Origin of the sequence: Nonomuraea sp. NPDC052129 (genome assembly GCF_040680095.1) — a bacterium.
Lineage (GTDB): Bacteria > Actinomycetota > Actinomycetes > Streptosporangiales > Streptosporangiaceae > Nonomuraea.
On sequence record NZ_JBFAVX010000038.1, the window covers coordinates 12,893 to 26,453 of the forward strand.

The following is a 13,561-nucleotide window of genomic DNA, read 5'->3' on the forward strand; positions in this document are numbered from 1 at the left end:
CCAATAGACACAGGCTGAACTGATCGCGCGAAGCGCTCGATCGGCGAAGGCGATGCCGTTGGAGTGTTGGAGCGGGTGACGGGAATCGAACCCGCGCTGTCAGCTTGGGAAGTCTTTCAGGATCATGTCCTCTGAGCAGGGGAAACGCCGACCTGGGCATATGCCGGTCGAGTGACCGTGAGTTCCCGTGACTCCCCGCTGACCACCGGGGGAACGGGCACGCAACGGGCACGCCTTGGATGGAGAGAGTCCATGATTCCCATGATCAACGTGAGTTGTTCCACGGCTCCACTGGCATGTGGGCGAGAGCGTGGGAAGCGAGTCCTCTGATCTCTTCCCAGTGAGGGTGGGAGCGCAGGGCCTCTTGAGTCCATGCTAAAGGACCGTCGTCAGTGAGGCTCATCAACTTTCGGTCTATATAGCCGAGTGTGCTGTCGAGTTCCTCGGAGATCCATCCCGCGTCCCGGCACGGCCATGCGGCGGGATAGACCGCGTCGAAGTCGAGCGCCAGTTCATCGATGCTCGCCGGTCCGATCCACTCAAGCTGCTCACCTGCGGACTGCGCGAGATGTCGCAGGCTCGTCCCGAGGAAGGACCAAATGCCTTCGGCGTCGACCTGGGCGTTATGCACAGATCAATGCTAGGCCGATCGAGGGTGGTTCTCTGAGTTCAGCCTCATGCTTGGAGCGGGTGACGGGAATCGAACCCGCGCTGTCAGCTTGGGAAGTGCAGGGATCTTGGCTCGTAGAAGCGCTGACCTGCGGCCGAGGCCGGTCGTGAGTGACCGTGGTTGACCCCTCGTCACCCTGGCTAATGGCACGCTAATGGCACGACGATCAAAGCTCTGAGCTGGGCTCAGTAGGAGACTCGGCAGCGATCATGCGGAGTCGCTCGATCTCGGCGAAGATCTCTTGGTCGCTGAGCACGGACCTGACGGTGAGTCCTTGCGGCCCCGGTTCGCTGTGGTACTTGCGGAGAGAGAAGCAGAGACCGGCTCGCAGGTCTGCCAGTTCTCGGCGGAACGCATCGCATTCGTTGATCAGCTCTTCTACGTCGTCCAGGGTGAAGAGCGTTTTGGAGAGGCCGTCTACGGTCCAGCCACGCTGGCCGGGTTCCCAGAAGATATCGATCTCAACGCCTTCAAGAGGGTCGCCACCAGGTGTCGCGTCTTGGGCAGTGGTCACGTTGAGATCTTCTACGCGGAGGTACCAATCCCCGGCATTGACGTTGACCACGACGGGGGTTTCGTCGGGCAGGCCGGCGAGGTAGTCGAGGAGTTGGCGGACGGTGAGCATAGGCGCAGGGTGGCATGGATTACGCACCTGCGTACACCCGGCCCGCCTGATCATCCCGTCTGCCGTCGACCCGCCCGAAGGGGAAGCGGGCCAGGGCCACGGGGACAAGGTGGAGCCCCCAACTGGAGGAACGACCTTGGCCCCGTGGCCCTGGTCTGCTCGGCTTGTCCCGGGTCGATGGCGGGCGGGATGATCCGGCTTCCACCTCGACCGTCTACGGTGCTCGTACGTGGAGCGGTGATCATCCCGGAGCTGGAGGCCCCCGCCGGAGGCACTGTCTGCTTGGGCGATGAAATGGGAGGGTTGGCGGCATGGATGCGCGGCGGTCTGTTTGGTATCAGCTTGGGTCTGCGTGCACTTTCGTCTTCTGCGGGTGGACGGGAGCCGGTGCAGTGTTCGGGCTCTCTGGGTTTCGCGGCCCCATGCCGGATGCGTGGCTGACGGGGATGTGGGTGTTTCTCTCGCTTGGGATCCTGCTCAAACTGGTGGCCGGAGTCGTATATCTGGTGCGGAAGCGAAGTGGCAAGGGTGTGAAGGAGGGCGAAGTCGTTGGGTGACAGGTCGCGTGGATCCTCGGACTGGCTTAGTAACTAGAGGTTGTGTGCCCGCGGCTCGACTAGCCAGTAATCGCGCTAGATCGGATTGTACGTGGGTAGCGGCGGCGTGCCGGTGGTCGGTGCGCTGGGTGGCTGCGCCGCGGCAGCCGTGCGGCGATGCCCCGCGTGACGCCCGCGCCGTGACCGGCCCCCAGGCCGCAGCGCGGCGCGGGGACGTCGACGCGGGGCGTACGGCGGCGCGGCGCGCCGCCGCTTGATACCTACAAGAGCTATTCGGCAGTGCGCTGGCTGTATCTAGCAGCCTTGCGTGCCTCAGCGATGAGTTCGACGAGGTCGGCCACCAGTTTCGGGCTTGCGGCTATGGTCGCGTGGGCGGTCATGGTGTGCGGGCTGCCGTCGATGTCGACCACGGTGGCTCCGGCTTCGCGGGCGATGACGACGCCTGCGGCGGTGTCCCACGGGTTGTTGCTCAGCATGATGTTGGCGTCGATCTTGCCGTCCGCCACCCAAGCCAGGTCGATCGCGGCTGAACCGAACATCCGAACGCGCTGAACCCGCGCGGCCAACTCGTGAGTCAGAGCGAAGCGAGGCCGGTTGCGCTCCTGGGCGTTCTCTCCCACTGCATAGTCGCCGAGAGCCACGATGGCGGCCTCCAAGTCGCGGGCGTCACTCACTCGGATATCGGATCCGTTGGCTTGGGCTCCTGCTCCTTCTGCGGCGATGTAGCGGATGCCGAGGAGCGGCAGGTCGATAACTCCGAGCGTGGGCATGTCCTTGTCGACCAGGCCGAGAGAGACGCCGCAGAGTGGGATGCTGTGCAGGAAGTTGGCCGTCCCGTCCACCGGGTCGAGCGCCCACATCAGACCATCACCAATGTGGCTGACGCCCTCCTCTTCGCCGAGGAATCCGATCTCAGGTGTCTCTCGGGACAGGAACTCGCGTACCGCCTGTTCGACGGCGTAATCCACCTCCGTGGCCATGTCCCGGTCGCCCTTGGCGGTGACGATGCCGGGAGCCTTGGTCCGGATGATCTCGCTGGCCATCGACACGGCGTGTTCCGCGATGGGGAGGAGGGTCCGGGCGTCGATGGTCATACGGGTTGGCTCCGTTCCCACATCTCGTTGAACACCTGGTCGAAGACGGGAAACAGGCCGTCAGCAGCGGTGTTATCTCTAATCACCAAGGTAGGTGAGTCGACCCCGCGGGCCTGCGGCAGATATGGCTGCACCACGCAGAACGCCCGGTCCACGATCAAGAGGTTGAACCGGATCGTCTCGTCGTAGACGTGCAGTTCAAGGCGCTGAGCCGATGCGGAGTCAAGCCGGTCGCGCAACCTGGTCAGCATCGTGATGTTGAGCGCCGTAAGAGTCGTCAACGTGCTGTCCGTGTAGCGCTCTTCTGCCTCGCGTGCGCGAATCGCCTGACCCTTCGGGTCGAGGAAAAGGCACCGGATCCGGGTGCCGGAGTCCAGCAGGCGCCTGAGCTGGTGATCGGGATAGCCCTGGCAAAGCACGTTGAGCGACAGACCCGCCGCATTGATCTCCTTCGCGCTGTCGAACAGAGTCGATGCGGGATAAGCGGAGGAGAAAGCAGAACGGCTGCTGAACACAGCGGTCACATCGGCCATCTGCGGCATGGCGCAGAGCTCGGCTTCGGGGCCGGCGCTTCTGACCGGCTCCGGCTCTGTCCTCGGCGTGGGCGCTTCGACGGCGTTCGTGGAGAACAGTTCGTGAGCCGACCTGCCGGGGAACATCGCCTCCAGGACACGGCAGTGGCCGGAGTACGGCAAGCCCTTGAGTTCGCCGGTCAGCCAACGGTGGAGCTGCGCACGGCTCGGCCAACCACCCTGCAACGAGGGGTCCACCTTCTTGGCCGCCTTGTCGTACTCCTTACAGAACGTGCTGTATGTCTGCCAGTGGCGTTGCGTCAGGAGCGTCTTCAACAGGATCGGCTGGTCAGTCATGATCCGCGCCTCGGGCTGGGGTGCCATATGGGCCCAGGTTAGCGACAGAGACGAGCGAGGACGAGACAAAGAGGAGACGGAAAGAGACAAGTCGATCACAGACGGTACTTGGGAGCGATCGAGACGTGACAGAGCCTCGGGCAATCCTCGTTGCATGACTGCGCGATGTGTTTCCTGCTCGGGGCGGGGCTGGAAGTACGTGAGCCTGCGCCGCGTCCTGGTGGCGGCCGAGAACTCCGCTGACGCCTCTTCCGGCGAGCGGCACCGAGACGACTGCTGGCGATGCAACGGAACCGGCGAGGCAGGGGCAATGTCGTGAGCCTGATTGCCGACTGCGTCAGCTTCCATGTCGCTCCTCCCCGTCCGGATCACATGCGCCTGGTCTGGCGAGACCCCTTCAAGGCGGAGGACCGCGTCCGTGTGGCCGCCTGGACCTGCGACTGCGTGGACACGGTGTACGAGCTCTGCCACGCAGCCGGTCAGGCCTACATCCGCAGAACTCAGCGGAGCCACGGGTCGGTGCAGAGCCATGAGACCTACCGATGGCGGTTGGGCGAGGCACAAGGTGTCTGGCTAGCCCTGCTCGACGGCGGGGCTCGATAAAGCAGGCGTGACGGTGGGCTTATACCGGGTGCCCGTGGCCGTCGCGTCTCGGTTGGTGGGGGACGTCTGTTGCGCAGTCAGATAGTCCCCCACCATGCCGAACGTTTCCTCGCCCGAGAGGAAGACAGGCCGTCCAACTCGAACTAGACTTAACGACAAGTCGAGTTGTTGGATGGTCGTCATGTCGTCTGAAGAGTTCGCACCGCCGAAGTACGCCCAGATCGTGCAGGCGATCAGGCAGAAGATCGCGGACGGAACCTATCCCCCGGGCTCTCTGCTGCCTTCCGAGACTCAGCTTGTCCGTGAGTTCAGGGTGAGCCGTCCCACCGTCGTGCGGGCGCTCCAAGTCCTCCAGCTTCGGGGCATCATCGAGCGGGAGCACGGCAAGGGATCCTTCGTAAGGGCGACTCCGCCCGTCTCGGCGGATCAGAGCACCCGGCCTGGGCGGGCTGTCCTAGATCGAGTGGAAGCCGAGGAGAACTGCTCGGTCGTTGACGCCGGACCACTCACCGCGACCGCCTCGGTGGCGAAGCTCCTTGACGTGCCCGAGGGGTCTCCCGTGGTACGGCGTCGCGTCCTGTTTCGCGACGCTGAGCAGCCCACCGACCTCGTTACCGTCTGGTGCCCGGCACATCACGCCGATGGCACGCAGCTCAGCGAGGCAGCGCCACTGTCAGCCGGCATCAGGCAGCATCTCGCGGCAAGCAAGGGTCTCAAGCTCCAACACGTCGTCGAACGTCTGAGTGCCCGACACCCCTCGGCCGACGAGGCCAAGCTCATGGAGATCCGCAAGACCACGCCAGTCCTCGGGGTGCTGGCGAGTGTGTTCAATGGCGGAGGGCGGCCCGTACTTGTCGTGGACTTGGTGCTGCCCGGCGACCTTCACGAGCTAGAAGACTCATATTCGCTCTAGCTCATAGCCCGTTCCTGCGACCTTCTTGCTGCCCTACGCTCAGCCACATTTAGGATGATTATTCGCTCTAGGGCTTTATTTTCCTAATTTGTGAGCCTATGTCAGGCCCGTTGCCGGTTATGTTCCGATCGCCGCACTTTGTCGCAATGACTTATGGGCTGATTTGTCGGACGCATAAAAAGATCTTGAAGATTTCCCGCTAACTCGTGTTGTCAAGTCGTCGACCCATGGGTACCTTCAAGACAACTCGACAATACGAGTTAGCGACAAGACGACAAGCTAGGAGCAAGCCTCATGGCGCTGCAAGGTCCCATCCCCGTCACGTTCGACATGGTCTTCCCTCACGGCTGCTACATCGTTGGCGAGGTCGAGCCCGTCAAGGACTTCGACGCCTCGACCAACGGGCGCTTCGTCCAGGCCCGCGACAAGCAGACGGGCGAGCTCGTCTGGCAGGTCACCGTCATGGACGCGGACCCGTCGCTCAAGGCCGCTCAGAAGACGGTGGCCGTGAAGATCCTCAACCCGGTGCAGCCGGTTCCTCCGGCTCCCATGCCGGGGCTGCCGTTCACGCCGGTGGACTTCGACCACATGGCGGTCACGCCGTACGTCAACCAGGCCGGGCGGCTGGCGTACTCGATCAAGGTTCGCGAGATGCGCGCTCCTCGTCCCGCTGCCAAGGCGACCGCGACCAAGGACGCGGCGTGATGGGGCGGCGTAAGGCTTTCCCGGCCAGCACGATCAATCTCAAGGCCGGTCAGGGCGCCGACGTGCGCAACTATCCGTATCCACTGCGATCGCCCGTCCTGGGGCTGGTCTTCGGCGGCACTCAGGTGCTTGTCACCACCTCAGCGAACGATCACGTCACCCTCGACGACGTCGAGTTCACTCGGAGTCTGGCGCGTGAGGCCGCGATGTTCGCCGGCGCGGTGGAGCGCATGTTCCACGGCCTGCCGAACGGGCTGGGGGTGGCGGGCTGATGACTTTTAACCCGTACACCTACGTCACGGTGTCCATGCGTCCTGGCGAGCCCTCACGGGTCGGCGTCTATTTCAACTCGGTGGAGCTGCGGGCTCGCGCCTGGCTGGGCGACGGCAGCAAGCCCTGCTTCGACCTGGACACCCCGGACGCCTCGGTGACCGTCTCGCCCGCGGGACCGGTGACCGATCAGGACCTCACCGTCGCTCAAGAGATCTTCAACGCCGCCGCTCGATACCTCGCTGACTGCGAGCGGCTGCACTCCGAGCAGACAGCCAAGGCCACCGCGGACGAGGCGGCCTGATGTTCAGCGGGGCCGCAGGAAGCGGCAACTTCCGGCGGCCCCTCGGTCTTCCGCACACACCACATGCTTGGAAGGACTTCACCCTAATGTTCAAGAGGTTGCCCGGCGACGAGCCGCACCGCATCGTCTCCACCACCCCTGACACGGCGGTGGCCTTCAAACCGGCCGTGGTCCACACCCCGGCGATCATTACTCTGATCATCTTCACCGCGCGGTTCGTCGCCGGTCTGGTTCGCCTCATCTGGCGGCATCCGTTCGCACTGACCGTGGCCGCCGTTCCGGGCGCGCTCTGTTTCGCGTACGGCTGGCGCGTCCCGCTGCTGCTCGTCACTCCGGTCCTCGCCGGGCTGCTCGCCTGGGCGATCCTCGACAGGCCCACGTTCGCGCGGTGGGTCGGCTGGCGGTTGATGGCGTTCGCACGCTGGTTCTGGATCTACCGGCGACACTGGCAGCCGGTCATGACCGTCTCCGGTCTGGCACGGCACATACGCGGGCGGGAGTACGTTCCACGGCTGGTCAAGGTCACCTGCGGCTCGTGGGCCGATCGGGTTACCGTTCGCATGCTCGACGGCCAGGCGGTCAAGGACTGGACCGACAAGATCGAGAACCTTTCCCATGGCTTCGGCTCGGAGTCATGCCGGGTCTCGGTGGCCAAGGCCGGTCGCCTCGTGCTGACCTTCCCACGCCGTGATCCACTGGCCACGCCGATACCGGCACTTCCCGTTTCAGATAGACCGACCGTGGGACCGGTCGAGGTCGGCAAGCAGGAGGACGGCTCTCCTTGGCTGCTCCGGGTGCACGGGACTCACGTCCTGGTCGCTGGTGCCACCGGGGCGGGCAAGGGCTCGATCATCTGGTCAGCGGTGCGTGGGCTCCTGCCTGCCATGCGGGCGGGCCTGGTGGAGGTCTGGGCGCTCGATCCGAAGCTGATGGAGCTGTCGTACGGCAAGGCGCTCTTCGGCGGTCGGTACGCGGCCGATCCCGCTGACTGTGCTGACCTGCTCGACGAGGCCGTGAGCGTCATGCAGAAGCGCGCGGCTCGTTTCGCCGGGGCGCAACGCTCGCACATGCCGACCCTCGACCATCCATTCGTTCTGGTCGTGGTCGACGAGGTGGCGTTCCTGACCGCGTACCAGTCCGACAAGCAGCTCAGGCAGCGTATCTCCGCTGCCCTGGCCACGCTGACCACCCAGGGGCGCGCGGTCGGCTTCGGCGTCCTGGCGGCTCTTCAGGACCCGCGCAAGGAGGTCATGAACATCCGCAACCTCTTCCCCGACAAGATCGCTCTGCGGCTCGACGAGTCGGAGCAAGTGGACATGGTTCTCGGCGACGGGGCGAGAGATCGCGGCGCGCTGGCCGACCTGATCTCTCCTCGTCCTGAGAGGGGCGCTGGCGTCGGCTACGTCCGGCTTGAGACCAGTCCAGATCCGATTCGCGTCCGGGCGGCGTACGTCTCCGACGAGGACATCCGCGCGATGGTCGGTGAGGCCGAATGACGCTCGCTCACTTTCTCGATGGCCTGCGGTGCGCTGCTTGCGGCGCTCTCAATGTCCTGTGGCTCGACCCGCTCCGTGGCCTGGTCGAGTGCCGCGAGTGCGGACAGACCGCGCTCATCTTCCCCGAGATCGGAGAGGAGGTCCGTTGACCGACCGTAAGACTCCACGCGCTGTCCGCATGGCTCAACCGCTCGCCCGCGATGTGGCCGAGGAGATCGCCAAGCTGCACGGCGTCTGCATCCGCCCCATCGCCCTCAAGCGGCTCGACATGACCACCGGCAAGACAGAGGTCGTCGATGTCCCGTGCGGCTCACCGCTGGAGAGCAAGTGCCCTCCCTGCGCGAAGCGCAACCGGCAGCTCCGCATGGCCCAGTGTCGTGAGGGCTGGCACCTCGATGAGGAACCGATCATCACGCCCGACGAGCCGACCGACGGACAGCGCTGGCTCGTCGAGTTCCGGGCTGACATGCAGGCGAAGCGGGACACCGAGGAAAAGGCCGGCGGTGACACCACCGACTTGGACGCCGTGCTCACCGGGCTCGACATCGAGATCAACGAGGCTGGGATGCGGGGGAACGTGCTGGGTCGTACGGCCTCCAAGCGGGTCCGCTCGACCAAGCGCCGTCAGGACGCACCGGACCTGCCCAAGCAGAAGATGGCCAACACCACGCTGGGGCGGACCTTCGAGGCCGCGGACGGCAAGACCTACCGGCCCTCGCTGTTCGTCACGCTCACCCTGCCCGGCTACGGCAAGGTCATGAACGGCGCGCCCGTCGATCCTGACAGCTACGACTACGTGCGGGCGGCCCGCGATGCGCTGCACTTCTCCAAGCTCGTGGACCGGTTCGTGCAGAACCTGCGGCGGGTGGCGGGCTATGACGTGCAGTACTTCGCCACTGTGGAGCCTCAGAAGCGGCTCGCGCCGCACCTGCACATGGCCATCCGGGGCACCCTCCCGCGCGCTGAGATCAAGCAGATAGCGGCGGCCACCTATCACCAGGTCTGGTGGCCCCAGGCCGACGAAGCACGCTTCGAGGGCGAGCGCCTGCCCGTCTGGAGCGACGGCATCGGCTATCTGGACCCTGACACGGGCGAGGTCCTGCCCACCTGGGACGAAGCTCTCGACCAGCTCGGCGACGAGCCCATGCACGTGATCCGCTTCGGCGATCAAGTGGACGTCAAGGGCCTGCTCGCCGGGTCGCCGGACGCTGACCAGTGCATCCGGTACCTGTCCAAGTACCTCACCAAGAGCCTCGGCGAGACCTTGGACGGACAGGCACACCGGCAGCACGCAGCCCGCTTCGTCGATGCCCTGCGCTACGAGCCGTGCTCGCCCACCTGCCCAAACTGGCTGCGGTACGGCGTGCAGCCCAAAGGCGCCAAAGCCGGGATGGTGCCCGGCCACTGCCGATCCAAGGCGCACAAGCCCGAACACCTCGGCTACGCGGGCCGTCGCGTCCTGGTCAGCCGGAAGTGGTCGAACAAGACGCTGGCAGAACACAAGCAGGATCGCCGCACTTGGGTGCTTGAAGCTCTCGGGCAACCGGACGAGACACCCGACCCGCACCGGTACGTCTGGCGTCCCATCAAGGCCGGTGATCCCGATCTCGCCCCGATCGGCGTCCGGCTGCTTCGATCCGTCGCAGAGCGCCAACGCTGGCGCGCTCACCTGCGACGACTCGAAGAACAAAATCTTTCGGCAACTCGGCAAGCGGCCTGAAGGAGGCGACCTTGGACCAACTGTTCACCGTCCCGGAAGCGGCCGAACTGCTCAGCACCTCGGTTCGCTTCGTCCGCCGACTGATCGCCGAACGCCGGATCGAGTTCGTGAAGGTCGGGCGGCACGTCCGCATCCGTGAGGCAGCGCTGATCACCTTCGTCGTCGCGGGCACCGTCGCGCCCATGACGACCTTCGACGCAACCGGGAGGGCCGCCTGATGGCGAACAAGGACAACCATCGCCGTTTCGGCAACATCCGGAAGCTGCCCTCTGGCCGGTTCCAGATCCGTTACCCCGGTCCGGACGGGCGCATCAGGACCGGAGAAGACACCTACGAGCGCAAGGGCGATGCGGATAGGGCGCTCACCCTGATCGAGGGACAGATCCTCTCCGGTGAGTGGACGGATCCGGAGCGGAGCAAGATCAAGCTCGCTGAGTATTCGGCAATCTGGATCGACCAGCGCCCCGGCCTGCGGCCCAGGACGGTGGACCTGTACCGCTGGCTGCTCAAGAAGCACATCACCCCGCACCTCGGCGCGGTCCCCCTCGGGAAGCTCTCGACGGCGATGATTCGGCAGTGGCGTGCTGATCTTCTGAGCAAGGGTGTCTCGGTCAGCATGGCGGCCAAGGCTTACCGGCTGCTGCGCGCCGTCCTGATGACCGCAGCCGAAGACGACCGGATCATCTCGCGCAACCCGTGCAGGATCCGCGGGGCCGGTGACGAGAAGGCGGAGGAACGGCCCGTCCTCACCGTGTCTCAGGTCTTCGCCCTGGCCGACGCGATCGGGCGTCGCCCTGTCGGCAACATCCGGAAGTCCGGCAAGGCGTACCGGCTCCGGTTCCAGCGGCATGGCGAGATGCGGACGCATCCCGAGGTCTTCACCACACGGGCAGCGGCCGAGCAGGTTCTTTGGAAGATGCTCGACAAAGGGCAGGCCGACGGCACTCACAACCGGCGCTTCCGGGCCTTCGTCCTGCTGGCCACCTTCGCGAGCCTGCGATGGGGTGAGATCACCGCACTGACCCGCAGTGACATCGACCTCGACGCCGGAACGGTTCGCATCAAGGCGGCCTACGTCGAGCGCTCCACAGGGGAGCTGGTACTCGGGCCGCCGAAGTCCAAGGCTGGCCGGCGCGTGGTCGGCGTCCCGCAGGCGATCATCCCGGCCCTCCAGGAGCACCTGCAGATCTTCGTCAAGCCGGAACACGGCGCTCTCGTGTTCGCGGGCATCAAGGGCGGTCCAATGCGGCGGAGCGGCTTCAACAAGCTGTCCGGCTGGACGGAGGCCGTACGCGCGCTCGGCCTTCCTGGTCTGCACTTTCATGATCTCCGCCACACCGGGAACATGATCGCCGCAGAGTCCGGGGCTGGGCTCAAGGACCTGATGGCCAGGATGGGTCACGACAACGTCAGGGCCGCGATGATCTACCAGCACGCCGTCAGAGGCGCTGACAAGGTGATCACGGAAGCGATCGACAAGCACTTGATCGGGCACGAACGGGCACGCGAAGACGACGAGGATGACCCGCCTGGCGTGCTCGCCCCGGTCGGCTGATCGCAGACCTAATGGCACGTTAATGGCACGCAGAGATCAATAACCCTAGTCAAGATCAAAGCCCAGGCACCGATTCGATCGGTCTACCTGGGCTTTCGCTATGAGAGCGGGTGACGGGAATCGAACCCGCGCTGTCAGCTTGGGAAGCTGATGTTCTGCCATTGAACTACACCCGCATCGGCCGTAGCCGCGACCACCACTCTAGCGGAAACTCGGCCCACATCAGCCAGCCGTGCCCCCCGAGTTTCCCACCGGCACGCGGTAGGTTGCTCTGCGTGCTGCTATCTGACCGCGACATCCTGGCCGAGATCGACTCGGGACGGCTGGCCCTCGATCCGTTCGATCGGGACATGATTCAACCGTCCAGTATCGACGTCCGGCTCGATCGGTTCTTCCGGGTGTTTGAGAATCATCGGTATCCGCATATCGATCCGTCCGTTGAGCAGCCGGATCTGACGCGGATGGTGGAGCCTGAAGGGGATGATCCGTTCATTCTGCATCCCGGGGAGTTCGTGCTGGCCTCGTCGTACGAGGTGATCAGCCTGCCTGATCACTTGGCGTCGCGGCTGGAGGGGAAGAGTTCGCTGGGGCGGCTCGGGCTGTTGACTCACTCGACTGCCGGGTTCATCGATCCGGGGTTCAGTGGGCACGTCACGTTGGAGCTGTCCAATGTGGCCACGTTGCCGATCAAGCTGTGGCCGGGGATGAAGATCGGGCAGCTGTGTGTGTTTCGGTTGAGTTCGCCGGCTGAGCATCCGTACGGGTCGTCGAAGTACGGGTCGCGGTACCAGGGGCAACGGGGGCCGACGCCCTCCCGGTCGTTCCGGAACTTCCATCGGACGAAGATCTGATGATGGTCCGATGAAGGTCTCTGACGAAGGTCGGATGCTCTGGGGTGTTTGAGGGCGAGCTGTGCTGTGCTGTTTGGGCTTGCCTGGGGTGCGGGCGTCCCCGCAAGTACTGGCGGGCGGCTTGCGGGAAGCCAGCGGGCGCCCCTCGGGCAATTGGCAAGGTCCCCTCGAGTAGCCGGCGGGCGTCTCCCGACGGACCACCTGGCCTGCGGGTGTTCCCTCGGATGGGCCTCTCGGGCGGGTGGCCCTCGGAAAACTGGCGGGCGTATCTCAGATGGCTGGCGGGCGTCCCCCGCAGTACTGACGGGCCTCGGGTAGCCGGCGGGGGCGCCTCTGAAAGCTGGCGGGCGGCTTGCGGAGAGCAGCGCGTCTCCAGCGTCCGACCTATGAGCAGCGGCGATGCGCCTGTCAGTAGACACAAGACGTCCGAAGCCGCGAGACGTCCGAAGACACGCCCCAACAACCCACGACCGGACTAGCGGTGGTCCGGAAATGTCACCAAGATGGACTGGACAAGCGGTGACCGCAACCCACGGCCAAGTCTCCCCCACCCCGCCGTGGAAAAAGGGCAACCAAAGTACCAACTGCCCCGGTGTCGCACACCATACGGAGGGTAGCCAGTAGGAGAAGGGGACATGAAGTTCGCATTTCTCCTGGTAACCCGTACTCTCTACCACGGACCATCCCCGCACATCTGGAGAACGACGTGCGCCTGCGTCTCACGCCACGTGAGGACAGCTACTACGACCTGTTCGCCGACTCCGCGAACAACCTGGTCACGGCATCCCGTCTATTGGTCGAGATCATTAGTGAGGGATCGGACAGGGAAACCCTGGCCGAAAAGATGCGCGCCTGCGAGCACGCCGGGGACGAACGCACCCATGCGATCATGAACCGCCTCAATGAGAGCTTCATCACTCCGTTCGACCGTGAGGACATCTATCGCCTCGCCTCGAACCTCGATGACGTGATGGACGCCATGGAGGCGGCATCCGATCTCATCGTGCTCTACCAGATCGACCACCTCCCCAAGGACGTCGTCCGCCAGGTGGAGGTGCTGGAGCGGGCCGCCGAACTGACCGCCGAGGCGATGCCGCGCCTGCGGTCGATGAAGAACCTCAACGAGTACTGGATCGAGGTCAACCGGCTGGAGAACCAGGGTGACCAGGTCTACAGAAGGCTGCTGGCCAAGCTGTTCAGCGGTGAGTACGACGCGTTGACGGTCATGAAGATGAAGGAGGTCGTCGACGCGCTCGAAGAGGCGGCCGACGCCTTCGAGCACGTCGCCAACACGGTCGAGTCGATCGCGGTCAAGGAAAGCTAACCTCT

The 13,561-nt window shown here is 64.8% G+C and carries 14 protein-coding genes and 1 tRNA gene; 10 read left to right on the top strand and 5 right to left on the bottom strand.

From position 1 onward, the window contains the following. Positions 1 to 265 precede the first annotated feature (265 nt). The 4 genes from AB0L53_RS49120 to AB0L53_RS49135 all read right to left on the bottom strand — a co-directional run bounded on the left by AB0L53_RS49120 (position 266) and on the right by AB0L53_RS49135 (position 3,842). A complete protein-coding gene (locus AB0L53_RS49120) occupies positions 266 to 631 on the bottom strand; it encodes a hypothetical protein (RefSeq protein ID WP_358185531.1) in 366 nt (121 codons plus the stop codon). Between the two features lie 205 nt (positions 632 to 836). Further along, complete coding sequence (locus tag AB0L53_RS49125; RefSeq protein ID WP_364010657.1) at positions 837 to 1,295, bottom strand: hypothetical protein; 459 nt, start codon at positions 1,293 to 1,295, stop codon at positions 837 to 839. 826 nt (positions 1,296 to 2,121) lie between these two features. Further along, complete coding sequence (locus tag AB0L53_RS49130; protein WP_364010660.1) at positions 2,122 to 2,946, bottom strand: inositol monophosphatase; 825 nt, start codon at positions 2,944 to 2,946, stop codon at positions 2,122 to 2,124. Then, positions 2,943 to 3,842: a DUF5919 domain-containing protein gene (locus AB0L53_RS49135; RefSeq protein ID WP_364010663.1), complete on the bottom strand. Its 900-nt coding sequence runs from the start codon at positions 3,840 to 3,842 to the stop codon at positions 2,943 to 2,945. Before AB0L53_RS49135 ends, AB0L53_RS49130 begins: the two co-directional genes overlap by 4 nt. Before the next feature lie 748 nt (positions 3,843 to 4,590). Between AB0L53_RS49135 and AB0L53_RS49140 the strand changes: the two genes are divergently transcribed. From AB0L53_RS49140 to AB0L53_RS49175, 8 genes are all read left to right on the top strand, one after another. Further along, positions 4,591 to 5,331: a GntR family transcriptional regulator gene (locus AB0L53_RS49140; protein WP_364010666.1), complete on the top strand. Its 741-nt coding sequence runs from the start codon at positions 4,591 to 4,593 to the stop codon at positions 5,329 to 5,331. 294 nt (positions 5,332 to 5,625) lie between these two features. Then, positions 5,626 to 6,036 (top strand): plasmid replication, integration and excision activator, encoded by a 411-nt coding sequence (locus tag AB0L53_RS49145; protein ID WP_357958984.1) that lies wholly within the window; start codon positions 5,626 to 5,628, stop codon positions 6,034 to 6,036. Beyond that, positions 6,036 to 6,308, top strand: a complete 273-nt coding sequence (locus tag AB0L53_RS49150) for a hypothetical protein (RefSeq protein WP_364010669.1) — start codon at positions 6,036 to 6,038, stop codon at positions 6,306 to 6,308. Before AB0L53_RS49145 ends, AB0L53_RS49150 begins: the two co-directional genes overlap by 1 nt. After that, positions 6,308 to 6,610, top strand: a complete 303-nt coding sequence (locus AB0L53_RS49155) for a hypothetical protein (protein WP_364010672.1) — start codon at positions 6,308 to 6,310, stop codon at positions 6,608 to 6,610. The genes AB0L53_RS49150 and AB0L53_RS49155 overlap by 1 nt, the downstream gene beginning before the upstream one ends. A gap of 86 nt (positions 6,611 to 6,696) precedes the next feature. Then, positions 6,697 to 8,106, top strand: a complete 1,410-nt coding sequence (locus tag AB0L53_RS49160; RefSeq protein WP_364010675.1) for an FtsK/SpoIIIE domain-containing protein — start codon at positions 6,697 to 6,699, stop codon at positions 8,104 to 8,106. 178 nt (positions 8,107 to 8,284) lie between these two features. Next, entirely contained in the window at positions 8,285 to 9,826 is a 1,542-nt protein-coding gene (locus AB0L53_RS49165) for a replication initiator (protein WP_364010960.1), read from the top strand. An 11-nt stretch (positions 9,827 to 9,837) separates the two neighbouring features. Next, positions 9,838 to 10,044, top strand: coding sequence for a helix-turn-helix domain-containing protein (locus AB0L53_RS49170; protein WP_364010678.1), 207 nt, complete (start codon positions 9,838 to 9,840; stop codon positions 10,042 to 10,044). Then, entirely contained in the window at positions 10,044 to 11,381 is a 1,338-nt protein-coding gene (locus AB0L53_RS49175; RefSeq protein ID WP_364010681.1) for a site-specific integrase, read from the top strand. The genes AB0L53_RS49170 and AB0L53_RS49175 overlap by 1 nt, the downstream gene beginning before the upstream one ends. 105 nt (positions 11,382 to 11,486) lie before the next feature. Here AB0L53_RS49175 and AB0L53_RS49180 read toward each other — a convergent pair. Then, positions 11,487 to 11,557, bottom strand: a tRNA-Gly gene (locus tag AB0L53_RS49180). A 99-nt stretch (positions 11,558 to 11,656) separates the two neighbouring features. Here AB0L53_RS49180 and dcd point away from each other — a divergent pair. Both dcd and AB0L53_RS49190 read left to right on the top strand, forming a co-directional pair. Further along, the gene (gene dcd, locus AB0L53_RS49185; RefSeq protein ID WP_364010684.1) at positions 11,657 to 12,232 is read left to right on the top strand and encodes a dCTP deaminase; all 576 of its coding nucleotides are present in this window, start codon (positions 11,657 to 11,659) and stop codon (positions 12,230 to 12,232) included. A gap of 706 nt (positions 12,233 to 12,938) precedes the next feature. After that, a complete protein-coding gene (locus tag AB0L53_RS49190; RefSeq protein ID WP_225294450.1) occupies positions 12,939 to 13,556 on the top strand; it encodes a DUF47 family protein in 618 nt (205 codons plus the stop codon). The last annotated feature ends 5 nt before the right edge of the window (positions 13,557 to 13,561 follow it).